Genomic DNA, 22288 nt, shown 5'->3' with positions numbered 1-22288 from the left:
ACCGCGTCCGAGTCCGTTCGTGCCGTGGTCGATGAAGGACTGCCGGTACGCAGGCCACAGGCTGTCCGCCAATTCCGGTCGCGAGGCAAGACTGGTTGCGTCCTGGGAAGTGGTGTACGGGTTCGACCTGATCCGGGGGTTTGCTCCCGCGTCGGGGTGACGCCCGCATAGATGAACGGCCACCGGCTGATCTTCGAGATGTCGAGTCACGAAGGAGATCAGCACGATGACCGCACCCGACAGTCTGCCCCTGCACGCCCTCGCGGAGGACAACCTCGCAGCGGCGAGTCCCGATCTGCTGCGCGCGATGGTCAAGACGTTCGCGGACGCGCTCATGTCCGCCGAGGCCGATGCCCTCTGCAATGCTGAATACGGGCAGGTCAGCGACGAGCGAGTCAACCATCGCAACGGGTATCGCCTTCGCGAGTGGGACACCCGCGCGGGCACCGTCGAACTCGCCGTTCCCAAGCTGCGTCAGGGCAGTTACTTCCCGCACTGGCTGCTGGAGCGTCGCCGCCGGGCTGAGCAGGCCCTCATCAGCGTGGTCGCCACCGCCTATCTGCTCGGCGTCTCCACCCGCCGAGTGGAGAAGCTCGCCGAGAGCCTGGGCGTCACCCAGCTGTCGAAGTCCCAGGTCAGCGCCATGGCCAAGCATCTCGACGAACAGGTCGCCGCGTTCCGCAACCGGCCCCTGGACGCCGGCCCCTACGCGTTCGTCTGGGTGGACGCGCTCACGCAGAAGGTTCGCGAGGGCGGCCGCATCATCAACGTCCACGCGCTGATCGCGGTCGGCGTCAACGCCGATGGGCACCGTGAGATTCTCGGCCTGGACGTGGCCACTGCCGAGGACGGCGCCGGCTGGCTGGCCTTCCTGCGCTCCCTGATCGCCCGCGGCCTATCGGGCGTCCAACTGGTCATCTCAGACGCGCACATGGGCCTGGTCAACGCGATCGGGGCCACCCTGCCCGGCGCGAGCTGGCAGCGATGTCGTACTCACTACGCCCGCGCGTTGCTGAGCCAGGTGCCCAAGTCGGCCCAGCCGTGGGTGGCCACGCTGCTGCGGACCGTCTTCGAACAACCCGACATCGATGCAGTCCAGTCCCAGATGCGGCACGTCCTGGACGCATTGGAGGCCAAGTTCCCCAAGGCGGCAGCCCACTTGGACGCCGCTCAGGGCGATGTGCTGGCGTTCACCGCGTTCCCGCGCGAGATCTGGCGGCAGATCTGGTCGAACAATCCGCAGGAACGGCTCAACAAGGAGATCCGCCGCCGCACCGACGTGGTCGGCATCTTCCCCGACCGCACCGCCCTGATCCGCCTGGTCGGCGCGGTGCTGGCCGAGCAGAACGACGAGTGGACCGAAGCCCGCCGCTACATGGGACTCGACCTGCTGGCCAAGGCCCGCCTCCACCCGATCGAGTCAGAAACCGACGACACAGTCATCCCGACGGAACTCACCGCATAGCCTCAAAGAAGAGATCACCGAGTGGCCGTCGATACACCACTCCCGCGGACGTGACCCGAAGACTCAACGCGTTGTCAGCCCGTCCAGGCCAGATTGAGCACCGGTTCGGACGAAGCCATCCGGCAGTGATCGAGTCATGCCGTTGCGCCGGGATCAATGGGACGGTTGCGCAGTGCTGTCCCGGACGCGGGTCTGACTCATGAGATCTATGACCGAAGTGTCCAGTCACAGGCGTGTCGACTGTCGTTGCGGGATGGCGCCTGCTGTCACCGAGCCACAGGGCGTGTCCCAATAGGGGCCTTGCCAACGATCAGGCGCCATCACGGTTCAGACCGCCCGAGCTGGCCGGTGCCACTCACCCAGTACGTCACCACGCGGGAGGCGGACCACCATGACGACCAGACAGCGCAGCACATACTCCAGTACCGATCCTCCCGTGCGGAGAGAGGTCGTACTGGGCGTGGACACGCACGGTGAGGTGCACGTCGCCGCCGTGGTGTCCCCGCTGGGCAAGATCCTGGGCACCGAGTCCTTTCCCGCGACGGTGGCCGGCTACCGGCGGCTGCTCATGTGGGCCCGCAAGCTGGGTACGGTGCGCCGTGCCGGTGTAGAGGGCACCGGCACCTTCGGCGCGGGCCTGTCCCGCTACCTGCTGGCACAGCAGATTCAGGTCTTCGAAGTGAACCGGCCCGACCGCTCGGCCCGCCGGCTGCTCGGGAAGTCGGACCCGCTCGACGCTCAGGCCGCCGCGCGAGCGGTGCTCAGCGGTCGCGCCCGGGCCCGGGCCAAGTCCGGCGACGGTCCGGTGCACAGCGCCCGGATCTTCAAGCTCGCCAAGGACTCCGCGGTCAAGGCCCGTACCCAGGCGATCAACCAGCTCAAAGCCGTCCTGGTCATCGCCGATCCCGCACTGCGGGAACGACTGTCCAGCCTGGGCAACCGCGAGCTGTTCCGCACCTGCGCACGCCTCGGGCCAGGCGACGGCGAGGACGGCGAGAACGCGGTGGCCCAGGCCACCCACATGACCCTGAGAATGCTCGCCGAGCGCATCGAACAGCTCACCGGGCAGATCGATGAGCTGAACCAACGCCTGACCCAGCTCGTCGAACACCACGCCCCGCAGCTACTCGTACCGGTGGGCATCGGCCCGGACAGCGCAGTCACCCTGCTGATCACCATGGGAGACAACCCCGAGCGACTGAACACTGAGGCGTCCTTTGCTGCCCTTTGCGGAGTCAGCCCCGTCGAGTACTCCTCTGGCCCTCGGAGCACGCGGCGGCTCAACCACGGCGGCGACCGACAGGCCAACGCCGCCCTGCACCGTATCGTCTTCACCCGGCTGCGCCACGACCCGCGCACCCAGGCGTACTTCGCACGCCGCACCCGGGAGGGCAAGACCCGACGCGAGATCATCCGATGCCTCAAGCGATATGCCGCCCGCGAGGTCTTCAACCTGGTCAGAACGGTACCCGGCGTTCCCCCGTCATAGGGGCGTCCGTGAGACGTGAGAGGGTCTGGGGCGTGAGTGAGACACCACCGAACACCCTGCAATACCGCTTTGACGGGCCAGAAGACGCTCCGGTCCTGATCTTGGGTCCCTCACTGGGTACCACATGGCACATGTGGGACCGGCAGGTGCCTGAGCTGAGCAAGCAGTGGCGGGTCTTCCGCTTCGATCTGCCCGGACACGGCGGCGCCCCCGCTCACCCGGCCGGTTCCGTCGCCGAGCTGGCCGGCCGGCTGCTGGCCACGCTGGACGCGGCCGGTGTACAGCGGTTCGGGTACGCGGGCTGCGCGCTGGGCGGGGCGATCGGGATCGAGCTGGCGCTGCGGCACCCGGAGCGGCTCGCCTCGCTGGCGCTGGTCGCGGCCTCGCCCCGGTTCGGGACCGCCGACGAGTTCCGCCAGCGCGGGGTGATCGTGCGGACCAACGGGCTCGACCCGATCGCCCGGACCTCCCCGGAGCGCTGGTTCACCGGCTCCTTCGCCGCCGCCCAGCCCGCGATCACCGAGTGGGCGGTGCAGATGGTGCGCACCACCGACCCCGGCTGCTACATCGCCGCCTGCGAGGCCCTCGCCGCCTTCGACGTACGCGCCGAGCTGGGCCGGGTCGGCGTACCGACGCTCGTGCTGGTCGGCTCCGACGACCAGGTCACCGGCCCCGCCGAGGCCCGCACCCTGGTGGCCGGCATACGGGACGCCCGGCTCGCGGTCGTCCCCGGCGCCTCCCACCTGGTGCCGGTCGAGCAGCCGGCCGCCGTCACCGACCTGCTGACCCATCACTTCGCGACCGCCTGGCAGCAGCCCTACGACACCGGCCAGACCGCCCTGCCGAGCCTGGCCGCCGTGCCGGTCCCGGTCCCGGCCGCGCCGCAGCCCGTGCCGGTCGCCGAGATCGCCCCGGCCGCCGTGCCGGCCGACGCTCCCGCGCCGGCCGACCGGTACGAGACCGGGCTGAAGATCCGCCGTGAGGTGCTCGGCGACGCGCACGTGGACCGGGCGCTGGCCGCGGCCGACGACTTCTCCGGGGACTTCCAGGACTTCCTCACCCGCTACGCCTGGGGCGAGATCTGGGACCGGCCGGGTCTGGACCGCCGTACCCGCAGCTGCATCACGCTGACCGCGCTGGTCGCCGGCGGCCATCTGCAGGAGCTGGCCTTCCACACCCGGGCGGCGCTGCGCAACGGTCTCACCCCGGACGAGATCAAGGAGGTGCTGCTGCAGGCGGCCGTGTACTGCGGGGTGCCGGCGGCGAACAGCGCTTTCCGGGTGGCCCAGGAGGTCATCCAGGAGGAGACCACGCCCGCCGAGTGAACACCGGGTGAGCGGGGTGGCAGCCGGGTGAGCCGGGGTGGCAGCGGGGTGCGGCTGGGTGAGCCGGGGTGCGGCTGGGTGAGCCGGGGTGCGGCTGGGCCAGGTGCGCTGCATGAGCCCGGTGAGCTCAATGGGCTGGGTGAGCCAGGTGGCGCCCCTCGGATTCCGGTGTGTCTCTCGGTGACTCCGGTGCCGCCGGGGTCGGCGGGGCCGGTGGGACTTCGGCAAGATGGGGCAGCATGAAGCTCACGAAGAAGTCCCACGCCTGCGTCCGCCTGGAGAAGGACGGGCGGACCCTCGTCATCGACCCCGGCGGCTTCAGCGAGCAGGACGCGGCCGTCGGCGCGGACGCGATCCTGGTCACGCACGAGCACCCGGACCACTTCGACGAGGGCCGGCTGCGGGCCGCCCTGGAGGCGAACCCGGGCGCCGCGGTCTGGACGCTGAAGTCCGTCGCCGAGCAGATCGCGGCCGCCTTCCCGGGGCGCGTGCACACCGTCGGCCACGGCGACACCTTCACCGCGGCCGGCTTCGACGTCCAGGTCCACGGCGAACTGCACGCCGTCATCCACCCGGACATCCCGCGCATCACCAACGTCGGCTACCTCGTCGACGGCGGCCGGGTCTTCCACCCCGGCGACGCCCTCACCGTCCCCGACCACCCCGTCGACACTCTGCTGCTCCCGGTCATGGCGCCCTGGAACAAGATCTCCGAGGTCATCGACTACGTCCGCGAGGTGCGCCCGCAGCGCGCCTACGACGTCCACGACGCCCTGCTCACCGACCTCGCCCGGCCGATCTACGACCGCCAGATCGGCGCCCTGGGCGGCACCGACCACCAGCGGCTGACCCCGGGAGCCTCCGCCGAGGTCTGAGCGGGGGCCGGTTTGTCACACCCTCCGGGTAGGTTGTGAGGCATGCGCATCGCCACCTGGAACGTGAACTCGATCACCGCCCGCCTCCCGAGGCTGCTGGCCTGGCTGGAGAGCAGCGGCACCGACGTGCTGTGCCTGCAGGAGGCCAAGGTCGCCGAGGAGCAGTTCCCGGTCGGGGAACTGCGCGAGCTGGGCTACGAGACGGCGGTCCACGCCACCGGCCGGTGGAACGGCGTGGCGGTGCTCTCCAGGGTGGGTCTTGAGGACGTGGTCAAGGGCCTGCCCGGCGACCCCGGCTACGACGGCGTGACCGAGCCGCGCGGCATCTCGGCGACCTGCGGCCCGGTCCGCGTCTGGTCGGTGTACGTCCCCAACGGCCGCGAGGTGGAGCACCCGCACTACGCCTACAAGCTCCAGTGGTTCGAGGCACTGAAGGCCGCCGTCGCCGGCGACGCGGGCGGCAGCCGCCCGTTCGCCGTGCTGGGGGACTACAACGTGGCGCCGACGGACGACGACGTCTACGACCCGGCCGTCTTCGAGGGCTCCACCCACGTCACCCCCGCCGAGCGCGCCGCCCTCGCCGCGCTGCGCGAGGCGGGCCTGAACGACGTCGTCCCCCGCCCCCTGAAGTACGACCACCCGTACACGTACTGGGACTACCGCCAGCTCTGCTTCCCGAAGAACCGAGGCATGCGCATCGACCTGGTGTACGGCAACGCGCCGTTCGCGAAGGCCGTCAAGGACGCCTACGTGGACCGCGAGGAGCGCAAGGGCAAGGGTGCCTCCGATCACGCGCCCGTGGTGGTCGACCTCGACGTGTGATGCCACGCTGGGTCCATGAACCTTCCGTTCCTGGGCCACGGGCACAAGAAGCACGGCGGCGCCGACCTCGCGGCCGACCCCGAGGCGGCCGCCGCGCTGCTGTCCGAGTGCGAGCTGCTGCGCGCGCAGGCGGCCGAGGAGGGCGTCCGGCTCGACGACACCCCGGCCTCCCTGGAGGCCCTGGACCAGCTCGTCCCGCGCTGGCGCGACGACGCCGAGACCCTGCCCTGGCTCGGCCATGACGCCGGGCTCTATCTGGGCACGGTCGTGGTGCGTACCGTGCCGGGTGCCGCCTGGCGGATCCGCTCCGACGGCGAGCCCGTCGTACTCCTCGCCTCCGGGCGGGAGTTCGAGGTCGCGGACGCCGGGCAGAGCTGGGCGGCGAGCGGTGTTCCCGAGCTGTCTCAGCTGTACGCGGAGATCGCCGAGCCCTGAACCCACCCCCGTAAACCCTGAACCCACCCCCGTAAATACGGCTAATGCCCGAAAAGTGCGTGTCGTCCGTCGACTCCACCGGTGTCTGGATAGGTTGCGGCAACCACGACACAGCTGAGAGTGGGTGGGGCTGCGTATGGCCGTCGATCCGCTGATCGAACTGCAGGGCGTCAACAAGTACTACGGGGAGCTGCATGTCCTCAGGGACATCGATCTCACCGTCGGCAAGGGGGAGGTGGTCGTGGTCATCGGCCCGTCGGGGTCGGGGAAGTCGACGCTGTGCAGGACGATCAACCGGCTGGAGACCGTCCAGTCCGGCACCATCACGCTCGACGGGCGGCCGCTGCCCGAGGAGGGCAGGGCCCTGGCCCGGCTCCGTGCCGAGGTCGGCATGGTCTTCCAGTCCTTCAACCTCTTCGCCCACAAGACGGTCCTGCAGAACGTCTCCCTCGCGCAGGTGAAGGTCCGCAGGCGCGGGAAGGACGACGCCGACCGCCGCTCCCGCGCCCTCCTCGACCGCGTCGGCCTGCTCGCCCAGGCGGACAAGTACCCGGCGCAGCTCTCCGGCGGCCAGCAGCAGCGCGTGGCCATCGCCCGCGCCCTCGCCATGGAACCCAAGGCGCTGCTCTTCGACGAGCCCACCTCCGCCCTCGACCCGGAGATGATCAACGAGGTGCTGGAGGTCATGCGGCAGCTCGCCCGCGACGGCATGACCATGGTCGTCGTCACCCACGAGATGGGCTTCGCCCGTGCCTCCGCCAACCGGGTCGTCTTCATGGCCGACGGCCGGATCGTCGAGGACCGCACCCCCGAGGAGTTCTTCACCAACCCGCGCAGCGAGCGCGCCAAGGACTTCCTCTCCAAGATCCTCAAGCACTGACCGGGGGAGCGCACACCATGATCCGCAGCACCCGTGTGCCCCGAGCTCTCGGCGCCGCGCTGTGCGGTGCGCTCGCGCTGCTCGCCGCCGCCTGCGGCAAGGAGGGCAGCCCGCCGAGCAAGGGCCCGGCGGCCGACCGGCTCCCGCACTACCAGGTGGCGCGGGACTTCGCCCTGCCCGCCTCCGGCACCTGGACCCGGGCGAAACGGCGCGGCTACTTCGTCGTCGGCGCCAAGGAGGACCAGCCCTACCTCGGCGAGAAGGACCCGGCGAGCGGCACCTACGCCGGCTTCGACATCGAGATCGCCAGGATGATGTCCGCCTCCCTCGGCCTCCCGCCGGAGTCGGTGCACTTCAGGACCGTCGCCTCCGCCAACCGCGAGACCGCCCTGCAGAACGGCCAGATCGACTACTACGTCGGCACCTACACGATCAACGCGGGCCGCAAGAAGCTGGTCGGCTTCGCGGGGCCCTACTACATGGCCGGCCAGTCCCTGCTGGTCCGCACGGACGAGAACGGCATCCACGGCCCCCAGGACCTCGACGGCAGACGGGTCTGCTCGGCCGCCGGCTCCACGCCGTACCAGCGCATCCAGGCCGACTATCCGAGGGCGGTCCTCGTCGCCTACGACACCTACTCGGCCTGTGTCGACAACCTGCTCACCTACCAGGTCGACGCGGTCACCACCGACGACGCCATCCTCATCGGCTACGCCGCCAAGGTCCCCGACGAACTGAAGGTCGTCGGCAAGCCGTTCTCGCGGGAGCCGTACGGCATCGGCGTCCCGCGCGGCGACAGCGCCCTGCGGTTCGCCCTCGACGACGCCCTGGCGGCCCGGGAGAAGGACGGCGACTGGAAGAAGGCGTACGAGGCCACGCTCGGTCTGTCCGGTGTGCCCGCGCCCAGCCCGCCCGCCATCGACCGCTATCCGGCTCCCGCCGCGAGGACGGCATGAACGTACTGACCGACAACTTCTCCACCTACGCCCGGGGATTCCTCGGCACCGTCGAACTCACCGTCTACGCCGGGCTGCTGGCGCTGGTGCTGGGCTTCGTGATGGCCTCCTTCCGGGTCGCCCCGGTCGCCTCCTTGCGGGTCTTCGGCACCGTGTGGGTCACCGTGCTGCGCAACACCCCGCTCACCCTGCTGTTCTTCGCGGTGGTGCTCGGACTGCCCCGGTTCGGACTCGTGCTGCCCTTCCAGCTGTTCGCCGTCCTCGCCCTCGGCTGCTACACCTCGGCGTTCATCTGCGAGGCGCTGCGCTCGGGCATCAACACCGTGCCCAGGGGACAGGGCGAGGCCGCCCGCAGCCTCGGCATGACCTTCGGCCAGACCCTGAACCTGGTCGTGCTGCCCCAGGCGTTCAGGTCGGTGATCCCGCCGGTCGGCTCCACGCTCATCGCACTCGCGAAGAACTCCGCGATCGCCGGCGCGTTCAGCGTCACCGAACTGCTCGGCACGTACAAGACGCTGAACGAGCTGGGCTACGACATCGTCTGGACCTTCGTCTGGATCGCCCTCGGCTACCTGATCATCACGCTCGCCATCAGCGCGCTGTTCCACGCGCTGGAGCGCACCTGGGGAGTCGCCCGATGACCGCCACCACCGCCCTCTACGACGTCCCGGGCCCGCGCACCCGGCGGCGGCACCGCCTCTACGGCACGCTGTCCACGGCCGTGCTCCTCGGCCTCGTCGCCTGGATCCTGTATCTGCTGTTCGACACCGGCCAGTTCACCCGCACGAAGTGGATGCCCTTCGCGTACAAGGGGATCCAGGAACTGCTGCTGCGCGGCCTCGGCAACACCCTGAAGGCCTTCGCGATCGCGGCCGCGCTCTCCCTCGTCCTCGGCGGGCTGCTCGCGGCCGGACGGCTGTCGGACCACCGGGCGGTGCGTCTGCCGGCCGCGGTGGTCGTGGAGTTCTTCCGCGCGATGCCGGTGCTGGTGATGATCTTCTTCATCTTCGTGGCGCTCAAGGTGCAGCCGCTGCCCGCACTGGTCGCCGGACTCGCCCTCTACAACGGCTCGGTGCTCGCCGAGGTCTTCCGGGCGGGTGTGGGTGCGGTCGAACGCGGCCAGCGGGAGGCCGCGTTCGCGCTCGGCATGCGCAAGACCCAGGTCATGGCGCACGTCCTCGTCCCGCAGGCCGTACGCGCCATGCTGCCGGCCATCATCAGCCAGTTGGTGGTCGCGCTGAAGGACACCTCCCTCGGCTATCTCATCACCTACGAGGAGTTCCTCCATGCCGGGAAACTGATCGCCTCCAACCTCGACTACGATTTGCCGTTCATCCCTGTGGTGATGGTGATCTCACCGATCTACATCGGGATGTGCATGCTGCTCTCGTGGTGCGCCGTCCGGGTGTCCCGCCGTGAGCAGCGCAGCCCCAAGACCCGGGCGGTGGCGGTCGCCACACCGGGTCCTGGGGCGCTGCTGCCGGGCAGGGAGCCCCCCTTGGCCCCGAAACCCTAGGAGGGGCGGCAGTTCACACGGGCCAGGCTCGTCCGGCGGCAGCCGGAGATCACTGCTCGCGCACCGGGACGGACACGTACGACGGGTCGTCCGAGGGCGAGGAGAAGGTCAGCTGCGCGCCGGACGGGTTGTGCTCGATGTACAGCGGGTCGACCGTGTCGACCACCAGCGCGAGGCGGTGCCCGGCGGGTACGTCGTAGGCCGTGGAGAACAGATCCAGGTCCACGTCGAACGGCGTGCCGGGCGTCCGCCCGTGCCAGGTGTACGGCGCGTGCGTGACCAGCTTGCCGAGGCCGAGAGGCCCCACGTCGTACAGGTAGGCGACAAGGGTGCCGCTCTCCGCCGTCGGGGTCAGCGTGGTGTGCAGGGTCGCCGTGCCGCGCACCTGTTGCGCGCTGCCGTACCTCGGTGACTGCCACACGGCCGCCCAGCGGCGCGGCAGCAGCGGTATCGAGGCCATCGGGGGCAGTTGGGCGACCTGGTCCAGGATGCTGGAGAGGAAGACGATCCCGCCGTCCGCGCCCGAGTCGACATTCGCGTGGATCGTCGTCGAGCCCGCGAGCGCGATCTTCTTCCGGGTCGCGCCGACCGACTTCCAGTCCGGGTAGCCCTCGTATCCCCCCGCGCTACGGGACTTCACCTGGACCGGCTGCTCACGGTCGATGCCGTTGTCGGCGCCCTTGAGGTAGTGGTCGAGCCAGCGCTCGGTGTCCGTCCAGACGTCGTTCGGCAGCCCGAACAGGCCGGTCAGCTCGGCGGTCGCGTGGTCGCCGGGGCGCAGCTCCAGCCGCTTGGGCACCTTCAGCTTCTGGTAGAAGTCGGCGTACTCGTTCGGGTTGAAGACGGTGTCGCCCCAGGCGTTGGCGAGCAGCACGGCGGCGCCGTTCCGGTTCAGCTGGTCGACATAGGCCGCGGGGGAGCGCTTGCGGCCCCACGCGATCATCTCCCGCTCCTTCGACAGGTTCGAGGAGTACAGGTTGTCGAACATCTCGCGCAGCTCGGGGCTCTCGCGGCCGGTGAGGGTGGCCGCGCCGTCCAGCACGGCGAGCGCCTGGACGTGCTGGGTGCGGCCCGAGTAGATCGAGTCGACCAGGTCCGCCCAGCCGCTGAGCGCGGCCACCGCCTTGATCCGCTTGTCGTGGGCGGCGGCGAGCAGACTGATCCCGGCGCCGTACGACACCCCCGCCATGCCGATGTGCCCCGGGTCGGCCGGGGTGTGCGCGAGGGCCCAGTCGATCACCTTGGAGGCGTCCGCCACGTCCGGCGGACCGGCCACTTCTATCTGCCCGCCGGACTGCCAGAACCCGCGCACGTTGTAGCTGAGCACCACATAGCCGGCATCGGCGAGCCTCTGCGCCTGGGCGAGGTACTCCACCTGGGGCAGCGCCCAGCTCGTGGGCAGCACGACCAGCGGGTAGCGGTGCGCGCCGTTCGCGTGCGCGGGTGCGACGACGTTCGCCTTCAGCACGGTGCCGCCGTCGCCGGTGATGTCCACGAAGCGCACGGCGGGGGCGGCGGCCTGTGCGGCCGGGGCCAGGCCGATGACACCGCCGGAGATCAGCGCCGCCGAGACGGCTGCGGCGGCGGTGCGCAGAGTGGTGCGACCTTGTCCCATGGGTCACTCCTTCACTCGTGTCAGTGCAAAGTGACCCGACGGTAACCGTGGCCGCTTACCGCAAGTAACCCGTCGGTAAGTTACGTGCCGGTAAAGATTGTTGAAGCCTCACGCGCCGGTGGCCGGCGCCGTCTCGGGCAGCGGGGTGCGCGCCGCCCGGGTGACGTCCGCGACCAGTTCGACCACGTCGGGGCCGTACGCCTGGGAGTTGAGCACCTTCAGCAGCAGGACGAAGGAGCCGGTGCCGTACTTGCGGTGCAGGCGTTCGTGGTGGCGGGCGAGATAGCGGGTCGCGGCCTGGTTGGTGATGGCCCGCTGGCCGCAGAAGAGGAACACCGGGCGGCCGGAGCCGTGCCCGTCCGCGCCGATCCGGGCGAGCAGCACGTACTCGCTGCGGCCGCCGTCCATGCGGTAGTGCTCCCCGCCGATCCGGAAGGCGCCCGTCTCCGGGCCGGCGTCGGTCTCCACGTTCATCCGCACGCCCGGCAGCAGCGAGGAGAGGTGGGCCGCCATCCGGCGGTTCGAGTAGGGCCCGCCGACGCAGAACTCGGTCCGCTCGCCGAAGCCCTGCTGGGTGGCGTCGTGCGCCACGACCTGCGCGTGCGCGTGGCAGTCCTTGATCAGGGCGGCGAGTTCCAGCAGGGCGAACACGTCGTACCGCATCACCGACAGGTCCGGACCGCCCGCGTTGCGGTTCACCACGAGCAGCGACTCGGAGTGGTCCGGCAGCCCGAAGAACGCCTGCTTGCGCCGCAGCTTGCGGCGCCACAGCGAGGTCCGGGCGATCCAGCCGAGGCAGGCCGAGATGCCGGTCGCCACCAGACCGAGGACGATGTTGCGCAGGTCGTCGTTCATGGCCGGGCATGGTAGCGGCCCCAGGCGTCCGGGAGCGTACCGGTGTTCGACGTGTGACGTTCGTGTGGCAGCCCTCCGAGGCCCACTGTCGAGGCCCCGGCATTCTCGTTACGCTGCGCTGACCGGTCCCGACGGGAGGTACGGATGGGTCGCCCTGGCAGACGGAAACTGGCGGTTCTGGCGGTCTCGGCCGCCATGGTGTCGGTGGGGGCGGCGGCGCCGCCCGCCGCGACGAGCAGCACACCCGCCAAGGTTCCCGTGGCCGTCGGTTACGGCGGCGCCGTCGCGAGCGTCGACGCGGACGCGACCGCGGCCGGCATCGAGGTCCTCAGACGCGGCGGCAACGCGGTCGACGCGGCCGTCGCCACCGCCGCCGCGCTCGGCGTCACCGAGCCCTACTCCGCCGGCATCGGCGGAGGCGGCTACTTCGTCTACTACGACGCCCGGACCCGCACCGTGCACACCATCGACGGCCGCGAGACGGCGCCCCTCAGCGCCGACTCCGACCTGTTCCTGGAGAACGGCAAGCCGCTCGCCTTTGCCGACGCCGTCAGCAGCGGGCTGAGCGTCGGCACCCCGGGCACGCCCGCCACCTGGCAGACGGCGCTGGACGAGTGGGGCACCAGGAGGCTGGGTACGGTCCTGAAGCCGGCCGAGCGGATCGCCCGCGACGGCTTCACCGTGGACGACACCTTCCGCTCGCAGACCGCGTCCAACGAGACGCGGTTCCGCTACTTCCCGGACACCGCGAAGCTGTTCCTGCCGAACGGGCAGCTCCCCGTGGTGGGTTCGACGTTCAAGAACCCCGAACTCGCCCGCACCTACGAGGAACTGGGGCGCAAGGGCATCGGTGCCGTCTACCGCGGGGACATCGGCGACGACATCGTCAGGACGGCCGAACACCCGCCGGTGGACCCCGCCTCCGGCTGGCACGCCCGCCCGGGCAAGCTGGAGGAGAAGGACCTCGCCGTCTACCGGGCCAAGCTCCAGGCGCCCACCAGGACGTCGTACCGCGGCCTGAACGTGTACTCCATCGCGCCCTCCTCCTCGGGCGGCACCACGGTCGGCGAGGCGCTCAACATCCTGGAGAAGACCGACCTTTCGAAGGCGAGCGAGGTGCAGTATCTGCACCACTTCATCGAGGCCAGCCGGATCGCCTTCGCCGACCGGGGGCGCTGGGTCGGCGACCCCGCCTTCGAGGACGTACCCACCAAGGAGCTGCTGTCGCAGCGGTACGCCGACTCGCGGGCCTGCCTGATCAAGGACGACGCCGTCCTCACCAGCCCGCTCGCGCCCGGTGACCCGCGCCACCCGGCGCCCTGCGGCCAGGGCGGTACGGCGGCCCCGACGACGTACGAGGGCGAGAACACCACCCACCTGACCGTGGCCGACAAGTGGGGCGACGTCGTCGCCTACACGCTCACCATCGAGCAGACCGGCGGCAGCGGCATCACCGTGCCCGGCCGGGGCTTCCTGCTCAACAACGAGCTGACCGACTTCTCCTTCGCCCCGGCCAACCCGGCGGTGCACGACCCGAATCTGCCGGGCCCGGGCAAGCGGCCGCGCTCGTCGATCTCCCCGACGATCGTCCTGGACAAGGCCGGCAGGCCGGTGGTGGCGCTCGGTTCACCGGGCGGGGCGACCATCATCACCACGGTGCTGCAGACCCTGACCGAGTTCCTCGACCGGCGCCTCCCGCTGGTCGACGCCATCGCCGCACCCCGCGCCAGCCAGCGCAACGCGGCGAAGACCGAACTCGAACCCGCCCTCTACAACGGTGACGTGAGGAAGCAGCTGGAGTCCATCGGGCACTCCTTCTCCCTCAACCCCGAGATCGGCGCGGCGACCGGCGTGCAACGCCTGCCGGGCGGCGAGTGGCTCGCCGCCGCCGAGAAGGTACGACGCGGAGGCGGCTCGGCGATGGTGGTCGACCCCGCCGCACCGTAGCGGACGAAACGTCGTCAAGCCCGCGGCGCCGGCACCCGTGCGGGGACCGGCGCCGCGGGACTCTTGCTTGCGGGCCCGGCCGGCCTACGGCTCCGGCGGTGGCCGCTGGGAGCGGTCCGTGCGGAAGTCCAGCCGGCCCTCCGCCACGTCCACCGTCACATGGCCGCCCTCGGTGATCGTGCCGTCGAGCAGCAGCCGGGAAAGCTGGTTGTCCACCTCCCGCTGGATGGTGCGGCGCAGCGGGCGGGCGCCGTACTCGGGCTGGTAGCCGCGCTCGGCGAGCCAGTCGACGGCCGCGTCCGTGAAGTGGACCGTGACGCCCTGCCCGTCCAGCAGCCGCCGGGTGCCCTCCAGCAACAGGCCGGTGATCTGCCGGAGTTGCTCGCCGGTCAGCTGCCGGAAGATCACGATCTCGTCGATGCGGTTGAGGAACTCCGGCCGGAAGTGCTCGCGCAGCGGCCGCAGGATCTGCTCGCGCCGCGCCTCCTCGTCCGCCTCCGCCCCGCCCGGCCCGAACCCGATCCCGGCGCCGCGCCGGGTGATCGCCTCGGAGCCGAGGTTGCTGGTCATCACGATGACGGTGTTGGTGAAGTCCACCGTCCGGCCCTGGGAGTCGGTCAGCCGGCCGTCGTCCAGGACCTGGAGCAGGATGTTGAACACGTCCGGGTGCGCCTTCTCCACCTCGTCGAGGAGGAGCAGCGAGTACGGGTACCGGCGCACCACCTCGGTGAGCTGGCCGGCCTCCTCGTGGCCGACGTACCCCGGCGGGGCGCCGACCAGCCGGGAGACGGTGTGCCGTTCCTGGTACTCGCTCATGTCCAGGCGGACCATGCGGTCCTCGCTGCTGAACAGCGCCTCGGCGAGCGCCCGTGCCAGCTCGGTCTTGCCGACGCCGGTCGGCCCGAGGAACAGGAAGCTGCCGATCGGCCGGCGCGGGCTCGCGAGGCCCGCGCGGGAGCGCAGCACGGCCTCCGAGACCACGGCGACGGCCTCCTCCTGGCCGACCACCCGCTGGTGCAGATGCTGCTCCAGATCGAGCAGCCGTTCCTTCTCCTCCTGGGTGAGCCGGCTGACCGGGATGCCGGTCTGCCGGGACACCACCTCGGCGATGGCCTCCGCCGTCACCTCCAGGTCCAGCCCCTCGTCGGCCTTGCCGCCGCCGCTCGCCTCCTCGATGCGCCGCTTCAGCTCGCCGATCCGGTCGCGCAGCTCCTTCGCCTCGTCGTAGTCCTCGTCCGCGACCGCCTGGTCCTTGTCCCGCACCAGCTGCTCGGCCTCGCGCTCCAGCGCGCGCACGTCCTGCCCCTTGGTCCCGGCGCCGAGCCGCACCCGGGCGCCCGCCTGGTCGATCAGGTCGATGGCCTTGTCCGGCAGCCGCCGGTCGGTGAGGTAGCGGTCCGACAGCTGTACGGCGGCGACCAGCGCCGCGTCGGTGTAGCGGACCTGGTGGTGGGCCTCGTAGCGGTCGCGCAGCCCGCGCAGGATCTCGATGGTGTCCGTGACGGTCGGCTCGGGCACCAGGACCGGCTGGAACCGGCGGGCCAGCGCCGCGTCCTTCTCGATCCGCCGGAACTCCTCCAGCGTGGTCGCGCCGACGATGTGCAGCTCGCCCCGGGCGAGCGCGGGCTTGAGGATGTTGCCGGCGTCCATCGCGCCGCCCTCGCCGCCGGAGCCCGCGCCCACGACGGTGTGCAGCTCGTCGATGAACACGACCAGCCGCTCGGAGTGGGCGCGGATCTCCTCGACTATGGTGTTGAGCCGCTCCTCGAAGTCGCCCCGGTAACGGGTGCCGGCGACGACCCCGGTGAGGTCCAGCGCGACGACCCGGCGCCCGGCCAGCCCGTCCGGTACGTCCCCGTCCGCGATGCGCTGCGCCAGCCCCTCCACGACGGCCGTCTTGCCGACACCGGCGTCGCCGATCAGCACGGGGTTGTTCTTGCCGCGCCGGGAGAGCACCTCGATGGTCTGCTCGATCTCGGTGTCCCGGCCGATCACCGGGTCGATCCGCCCCTGCCGGGCCAGGTCGGTCAGATCACGGCCGTACTTGTCCAGGGTGGGCGTACCGGTGGACCGCTGCCGCTCCACGCGGATCGGCGTGCTCTCCGGGGCCTCCGGCGGCAGGCTCCCGGCCGAGTACCGGGCCGCGTTCAGGATGTGCCCGGCCGCCGAGTCCGGGTTCGCGGCCAGGGCGCTCAGCACGTGCTCCGGGCCGATGTACCCGGCGCCGCTCGCCCGTGCCATGTCGTGCGCGTCCAGCAGGGCGCGCTTGACGGCCGGGGTGAGCGACAGCGAGGTCGGCGGCGGCACGTCGCCCGGCGGGTGCTGGACCGGACCGGCCCGGTCGTCGATCTCCGTGGCGAGCGAGTCCGGGTCCGCGCCGGCCCGGCTCAGCAGGCTCCGGGTGGGCTCCGCCGCCACGGCCGCGCGCAGCAGGTGCTGGGTGTCCAGGTTCCGGCTGCCGTGCTCGGCGGCGTACTGGGCGGCCCCTCTGACCAGCTCCCGGGCCGGCTGGCTGAGCAGGCGGCCGATGTCGATGTGGCGGGGCGCGGGGGCGCCGCCGGTGCCGCCGAAGAAGCGGGACAGGAATTCACCGAAGGGGTCGGGAGGGTAGCCGTTGGTCATGGCATTCCGTTCCTTTGGTGCTGGTTCATATCACCTTGTCACGGATGCTGCTGGCTGGCATGTGCGGGGTGCCTGTCGGGCCGTGAGGATCCTCGGGCCCTCCTCCGTGACCGCCACCGTGTGCTCCACGTGGGCGGCGCGGGAGCCGTCGCTCGTGCGCAGGGTCCAGCCGTCGCCCGCCTCGTAGTAGGTGTCCTTGCCGCTCGCGATCAGCATGGGCTCGATGGCCAGGACCATGCCGGGGCGCAGGGGAAGGCCTCGGCCGGGGCGGCCCTCGTTCGGGACGTCGGGATCCTCGTGCATCCGGCGGCCGATGCCGTGGCCGCCGAAGCCCTGCGGGATGCCGTACCCGGCGCCGCGGCAGACCTTGCCGACGGCGTGGGCGATGTCGCCGATGCGGTTGCCGGCGACGGCCGCCGCGATGCCGGCCGCCAGGGCGCGCTCGGCGGTGTCGATGAGGCGGCGGTCGGCCGGGCGCGGTCGGCCGACCGTGAGGCTGAGCGCCGAGTCGCCGGCCCAGCCGTCCAGCACCGCGCCGCAGTCGACGGAGAGCAGATCGCCGTCGCGCAGGCGGTAGCGGGTGGGGATGCCGTGGACGATCGCGTCGTTCACGGAGGCGCAGATCACCGCGGGGAAGGGGGTCGGGGCGAAGGACGGGCGGTAGCCGAGGAACGGCGAGGACGCCCCGGCCTCGCGCAGCACCTCCCGTGCCACCTCGTCCAGCTCCAGCAGTGAGACGCCGACGTCCGCGGCCTGCCGTACGGCCGTCAGGGCCCGCGCGACAACCTGGCCCGCCGCGTGCATCGCGTCGATCGACGTGTCTGTCTTCAGTTCCACCATGCCAATTACTATACCGGTATTTAAATGGGGGTCGTCGGGATGGCCGGTATTAGAATGGGGGAATGGTGCGCACCCCTCTCACCCCCGAAGAGCGCGAACGCGGCGAGCGGCTCGGGCAGTTGCTGCGCGAGGCGCGCGGTGGCCGGAGCATGACCGAGGTGGCCGCCGCGGCGGGCGTCTCCGCCGAGACCCTGCGCAAGATCGAGACGGGCCGGGCGCCGACACCGGCGTTCTTCACGGTGGCCGCGCTGGCCGGAGTCCTCGGACTGTCGATGGACGAACTGGTCACGCGCTGTGCGCCGGCCGCAGTGTGAGACGGGGTGTGCGGTGAGCGGTCCGCGCACTGCCGGAAAACCGTGCGTAGCAGCGCCGTAACACGACTGGTGTTGCCTGGCGGTCGGAGTGCTGACGGTCGGGTGGGAGCTGGGCGATGGCGGTGGATCAACTCCCTGGTGAGGTGCGGGAGTTCGCGGGCTACCTGAACGGTCTGCTGGCACGCCTGGACCAGGGGGAAGGCTGGAGCGGCGTCTTCTGGCAGCGTGACCCCGAGGGCATGCGGGCCTGCCTTCAGGGGCGCGAGGTGCCGCCGTGGGACGTGGTGGCGGCCCTGCTGGACGACCTCGCGGCGGCATACGGTGCGCCCGCGGCAGACACCGAGCGGGAGCGGGCCCGAGCTCTCTACCGGGCGGCCCTCGCGGCGTACGACGCCCGCCCCGGGGCGCGCGAGGCCCTGGCCGACCGCCTCGACGTCATGCTCCGCGAGCAGCGGTACGCCGCCGACCGCCAGACCGAACTGGCCCGCCTGCTCTCCACGGCGGCCTCCGGCCCGGAGACCGACGCCCTGCGCCTCGACCTCGCCTGGGCCCACGACGACCACGCCCGCGCGTCCGCCCGGTGCGAGGAACTCCAGCGCCGCCTCCGGGAGCTGGACCGCCGTGCGACGGGCAGTCGGGCGGGAGCGGTACGGGGGCAGTGGGCTGCGGATCCGGGGCACCTCTCGGCCGCGGATTCCGGGCGGGCGGAGATGCCGGTGCGTGGTGACGGCGGCGGGGGCCGGGTGGCCTTGGGCGGCGGCCGGGGTGGGGTGTCGGGGTCGTCGGGTGAGGGTGTGGGGCGTCCTGTGGCTGTCGATTCCGGGCGGGCGGAGATGCCCGTCCCCGCCCGGCCCGAACCTGACCAGGCCTTCGGAGCCTCCGGCTCCCTCCCTGCCCGGGCCTTCGGCCCCGCCGGATCCGGACCCGGCCAGGCCCTCCCGGCGCCCGACTTCCGCCCTGCCCCGGCCGCCGGCCCTGCCGCACCCGCCGCGCACTCGGCGCCGGCCCGCCCAACCCGCACATCCCGCATACACGCCACCGCGACCCCCTCCTCGCGCACCGCGCCCACTCCGAACCCCGCGCCTGCCACCGCTCCCACTCCGAACGCCGCGTCCGTCGCCGCGCCCATCCCGAATCCCGCGCCTGCCACCGCTCCCACTCCGACCCCTGCGTCCCTCACCCCGCGCACCCCGAACGCCGTGCCCGCCGCCGCATCCGCCCCGCCTCCACCCCCTGCCCCAGCCGCCCCCACCACCTCCCGCAAACGCCGCCGTGGCAGTGCCCGCTTCGCCGGGATGGCCGAGGACGCAGCGGCCCCCGTCGCCGTACCGCAGGTGCCCGTGCCGTCGGCCGCGCTGCCGCAGGCTGCCGCGCCGGGCAGGCCGCGGGGTGCGCGGTTCGCCGGGGGAGTGGAGCAGGCCGGGGAGGCGCAGGCGGAGGCGGTCGGCTTCGAGGAGGTGGACGGTGAAGCCGGCGCGGCCGTCGTCGGTGCCGTCGAGCGGCTCGCCCGGTTGCGCGCCGAGGGGCGCAGCGGGGAGGCGCATGTGCTGCTCGCCGAGGTCGCGCAGTGGCCGGCCGGCCGGTTTCCGCTGCTCGCCGACGCGCTGCGCGCCGCCGGGCTCGGGGCGGACTGGGCGACGTTGTTGTGGGAGGCCGCCTCGCTGCCTCCTGAGCGGCTGGTCGGCGTCGCCGACGCGCTGGCCGGCGCCGGGCGGGACGCCGACGGGCGGCAGTTGCTGCGGCAGGGGGTGGCCCGGCCGGCCGAGCAGGTCGGGGCCGCCGTGCTGCGCCTGGCGGACGAGGGGAGAGGGCGGGAGGCCCGGGCGTTGTTGGACGCCTGTGCGCGGGCGCGGACGGCGGAGGAGGCCGCCCGTGCCGTCCTTCCCGATCCCGGCCGGCTCGTGCCCCTGCTGCTGGAGGCCGCCCGCGCCGTATCCGAGGAGCGGTACTGGGACCTCGTGCACGCCCTGCGGGTCGCCGGACACAGTGCGTGAGCGAATCGCGGAAGGCTCGTCCCGGTGTGTCCCGCTTCGCTCCGCCGGCCGGATCGTCCGCACGCCCATCGGCGTGTGAAACGTGATCGACTCCGCGGGTTGACGACGATGGTCTTGGCAAGGGCCTCCAGGAGGCTTACTTTCATCCCTCTACCGCCTGCTCTACGGGCGTAGAGGCTCTGGCGTCCCGTCGAAGGAGCAGCTCATGGCCAACGTCGTACGCGCCGCACTGGTCCAGGCCACCTGGACCGGCGACACGGAGTCCATGGTGGCGAAACACGAGGAGCACGCCCGCGAGGCGGCCCGGCAGGGTGCCAAGGTCATCGGGTTCCAGGAAGTCTTCAACGCGCCCTACTTCTGCCAGGTCCAGGAGCCCGAGCACTACCGGTGGGCCGAGCCCGTTCCCGACGGACCGACCGTGCGCCGTATGCGGGATCTCGCGCGCGAGACCGGCATGGTGATCGTCGTCCCGGTCTTCGAGGTCGAGCAGTCCGGCTTCTACTACAACACCGCCGCCGTGATCGACGCCGACGGCACCTACCTCGGCAAGTACCGCAAGCACCACATCCCGCAGGTCAAGGGCTTCTGGGAGAAGTACTACTTCAGGCCCGGGAACGTCGGCTGGCCCGTCTTCGACACCGCCGTCGGGCGCATCGGCGTCTACATCTGCTACGACCGGCACTTCCCGGAGGGCTGGCGGCAACTCGGTCTCAACGGTGCCCAGTTGGTCTACAACCCCTCCGCCACCCACCGCGGCCTGTCGGCGTACCTGTGGCAGCTGGAGCAGCCCGCCGCGGCCGTCGCCAACGAGTACTTCGTCGCCGCCATCAACCGCGTGGGCCGGGAGGAGTACGGCGACAACGACTTCTACGGGACCAGTTACTTCGTTGATCCGCGTGGGCAGTTCGTGGGCGAGACCGCGAGCGACAAGTCCGAGGAACTCCTCGTCCGCGACCTCGACTTCGGCCTGATCGACGAAGTGCGGCAGCAGTGGGCCTTCTACCGCGACCGCCGCCCCGACGCCTACGAAGGACTGATCCAGCCGTGAACGACCTCTACTCCCGCCACCGCCAGGTCCTGCCCGACTGGCTGGCCCTGTACTACGACGAGCCGATCGAGATCACCCACGGCGAGGGACGCCACGTCTGGGACTCCGCCGGCAACAAGTACCTGGACTTCTTCGGCGGCATCCTGACCACGATGACCGCGCACGCGCTGCCCGAGGTCACCAAGGCCGTCAGCGAGCAGGCCGGGCGGATCATCCACTCCTCGACGCTCTATCTGAACCGGCCGATGGTCGAACTCGCCGAGCGCATCGCCCAGGTGAGCGGCATCCCGGACGCCCGGGTCTTCTTCACCACCTCCGGCACCGAGGCCAACGACACCGCCCTGCTCCTCGCCACCGCCCACCGGCGCAGCAACACCGTCCTGGCGATGCGCAACAGCTACCACGGGCGCTCCTTCAGCACGGTCGGCATCACCGGCAACCGCGGCTGGTCCCCGACCTCCCTGTCCCCGCTCCAGACCCACTACGTGCACGGCGCGGTGCGCGGCCGGGGCCCGTTCGCCGGGCTGGACGACCGCGCGTTCACCGACGCGTGCGTGGCCGACCTCAGGGACATCCTCGGGCACATCCGGCCGCCCGCCGCGCTGATCGCCGAACCCATTCAGGGCGTCGGCGGCTTCACCTCCCCGCCCGACGGCCTCTACGCCGCCTTCCGCGAGGTCCTGGACGAGCACGGCGTCCTGTGGATCGCCGACGAGGTGCAGACCGGCTGGGGCCGCACCGGCGAGCACTTCTGGGGCTGGCAGGCGCACGCCCGGAGCGGTCCGCCGGACATCGTCACCTTCGCCAAGGGCATCGGCAACGGCATGTCCATCGGCGGGGTCATCGCCCGCGCCGAGATCATGAACTGCCTGGACGCCAACAGCATCTCCACGTTCGGCGGCACCCAGATCACCATGGCCGCCGGCCTCGCCAACCTCACCTACCTGCTGGAGCACGACCTCCAGGGCAACGCCCGCCGGGTCGGCGGGCTGCTCATCGAGCGGCTGCGGGCCGCCGCCGCCCAGCTGCCCGGCGTACGCGAGGTGCGCGGGCGCGGGCTGATGATCGGCATCGAGCTGACCAGGCCGGGCACGGACGAGGCCGATCCGCGGGCGGCCTCCGCCGTCCTGGAGGCGGCCCGCGCCGGCGGCCTGCTCATCGGCAAGGGCGGCGGCCACGACACCAGCGCCCTGCGCATCGCACCCCCGCTGTCCCTGACGGTGGCGGAGGCGGAGGAGGGCGCGGCGATCCTCGAACAGGCGCTTCGCAGCGCGTACTAGAGAAACAGGT

The 22288-nt window shown here is 71.5% G+C and carries 19 protein-coding genes; 15 read left to right on the top strand and 4 right to left on the bottom strand.

All coding sequences use genetic code 11. The annotated features are described in order from the left end of the window. Positions 1-226: 226 nt before the first annotated feature. The 10 genes from O1G22_RS08465 (at position 227) to O1G22_RS08420 (ending at position 9763) form a co-directional block, all read left to right on the top strand. Positions 227-1465 carry an IS256 family transposase gene (locus O1G22_RS08465; protein ID WP_270079380.1) on the top strand — a complete coding sequence of 413 codons (1239 nt, stop codon included), beginning with the start codon at positions 227-229 and terminating at the stop codon, positions 1463-1465. Positions 1466-1856: 391 nt separating this feature from the next. Next, positions 1857-2954, top strand: a complete 1098-nt coding sequence (locus O1G22_RS08460) for an IS110 family RNA-guided transposase (protein ID WP_270080753.1) — start codon at positions 1857-1859, stop codon at positions 2952-2954. Between the two features lie 32 nt (positions 2955-2986). Continuing rightward, complete coding sequence (pcaDC, locus tag O1G22_RS08455) at positions 2987-4279, top strand: bifunctional 3-oxoadipate enol-lactonase/4-carboxymuconolactone decarboxylase PcaDC (protein WP_270080752.1); 1293 nt, start codon at positions 2987-2989, stop codon at positions 4277-4279. 239 nt (positions 4280-4518) lie between these two features. Beyond that, on the top strand, positions 4519-5154 hold the full coding sequence (locus O1G22_RS08450) for an MBL fold metallo-hydrolase (RefSeq protein WP_270080751.1): 636 nt from the start codon (positions 4519-4521) through the stop codon (positions 5152-5154). Between the two features lie 42 nt (positions 5155-5196). Continuing rightward, the gene (locus O1G22_RS08445; protein ID WP_270080750.1) at positions 5197-5976 is read left to right on the top strand and encodes an exodeoxyribonuclease III; all 780 of its coding nucleotides are present in this window, start codon (positions 5197-5199) and stop codon (positions 5974-5976) included. 15 nt (positions 5977-5991) lie between these two features. After that, positions 5992-6411, top strand: a complete 420-nt coding sequence (locus O1G22_RS08440; RefSeq protein WP_270080749.1) for a DUF6278 family protein — start codon at positions 5992-5994, stop codon at positions 6409-6411. A 136-nt stretch (positions 6412-6547) separates the two neighbouring features. Next, complete coding sequence (locus O1G22_RS08435; protein ID WP_225101573.1) at positions 6548-7291, top strand: amino acid ABC transporter ATP-binding protein; 744 nt, start codon at positions 6548-6550, stop codon at positions 7289-7291. A gap of 17 nt (positions 7292-7308) precedes the next feature. Then, entirely contained in the window at positions 7309-8247 is a 939-nt protein-coding gene (locus O1G22_RS08430; RefSeq protein ID WP_270080748.1) for a glutamate ABC transporter substrate-binding protein, read from the top strand. Further along, the gene (locus tag O1G22_RS08425) at positions 8244-8888 is read left to right on the top strand and encodes an amino acid ABC transporter permease (protein ID WP_270080747.1); all 645 of its coding nucleotides are present in this window, start codon (positions 8244-8246) and stop codon (positions 8886-8888) included. Before O1G22_RS08430 ends, O1G22_RS08425 begins: the two co-directional genes overlap by 4 nt. Further along, a complete protein-coding gene (locus O1G22_RS08420) occupies positions 8885-9763 on the top strand; it encodes an amino acid ABC transporter permease (RefSeq protein WP_270080746.1) in 879 nt (292 codons plus the stop codon). Before O1G22_RS08425 ends, O1G22_RS08420 begins: the two co-directional genes overlap by 4 nt. A gap of 49 nt (positions 9764-9812) precedes the next feature. Here the strand turns inward: O1G22_RS08420 and O1G22_RS08415 are convergent, their stop codons facing one another. Then, positions 9813-11378 (bottom strand): CocE/NonD family hydrolase, encoded by a 1566-nt coding sequence (locus tag O1G22_RS08415; RefSeq protein WP_270080745.1) that lies wholly within the window; start codon positions 11376-11378, stop codon positions 9813-9815. Positions 11379-11486: 108 nt separating this feature from the next. Continuing rightward, complete coding sequence (locus tag O1G22_RS08410; RefSeq protein ID WP_270080744.1) at positions 11487-12233, bottom strand: hypothetical protein; 747 nt, start codon at positions 12231-12233, stop codon at positions 11487-11489. 144 nt (positions 12234-12377) lie between these two features. Here O1G22_RS08410 and ggt point away from each other — a divergent pair, with 144 nt between their 5' ends. Further along, positions 12378-14180 (top strand): gamma-glutamyltransferase, encoded by a 1803-nt coding sequence (gene ggt / locus O1G22_RS08405; RefSeq protein WP_270080743.1) that lies wholly within the window; start codon positions 12378-12380, stop codon positions 14178-14180. An 84-nt stretch (positions 14181-14264) separates the two neighbouring features. Here ggt and O1G22_RS08400 read toward each other — a convergent pair whose 3' ends face one another. Beyond that, the gene (locus O1G22_RS08400; protein WP_270080742.1) at positions 14265-16802 is read right to left on the bottom strand and encodes an ATP-dependent Clp protease ATP-binding subunit; all 2538 of its coding nucleotides are present in this window, start codon (positions 16800-16802) and stop codon (positions 14265-14267) included. Between the two features lie 30 nt (positions 16803-16832). After that, positions 16833-17642, bottom strand: coding sequence for a type I methionyl aminopeptidase (map, locus tag O1G22_RS08395; RefSeq protein ID WP_270080741.1), 810 nt, complete (start codon positions 17640-17642; stop codon positions 16833-16835). A gap of 62 nt (positions 17643-17704) precedes the next feature. Between map and O1G22_RS08390 the strand changes: the two genes are divergently transcribed. From O1G22_RS08390 to O1G22_RS08375, 4 genes are all read left to right on the top strand, one after another. Then, entirely contained in the window at positions 17705-17956 is a 252-nt protein-coding gene (locus tag O1G22_RS08390; protein ID WP_270080740.1) for a helix-turn-helix domain-containing protein, read from the top strand. A gap of 116 nt (positions 17957-18072) precedes the next feature. Further along, entirely contained in the window at positions 18073-19950 is a 1878-nt protein-coding gene (locus tag O1G22_RS08385) for a hypothetical protein (protein WP_270080739.1), read from the top strand. A 205-nt stretch (positions 19951-20155) separates the two neighbouring features. Further along, a complete protein-coding gene (locus O1G22_RS08380) occupies positions 20156-20998 on the top strand; it encodes a nitrilase-related carbon-nitrogen hydrolase (protein WP_225101584.1) in 843 nt (280 codons plus the stop codon). Next, positions 20995-22278, top strand: a complete 1284-nt coding sequence (locus O1G22_RS08375) for an aspartate aminotransferase family protein (protein WP_270080738.1) — start codon at positions 20995-20997, stop codon at positions 22276-22278. The genes O1G22_RS08380 and O1G22_RS08375 overlap by 4 nt, the downstream gene beginning before the upstream one ends. Positions 22279-22288: the final 10 nt, after the last annotated feature.

This window comes from Streptomyces camelliae (assembly GCF_027625935.1).
Classification (GTDB): domain Bacteria; phylum Actinomycetota; class Actinomycetes; order Streptomycetales; family Streptomycetaceae; genus Streptomyces; species Streptomyces camelliae.
Note: the sequence above shows the minus strand (reverse complement) of the source record. Positions and strands in the feature narration are given on the sequence as shown.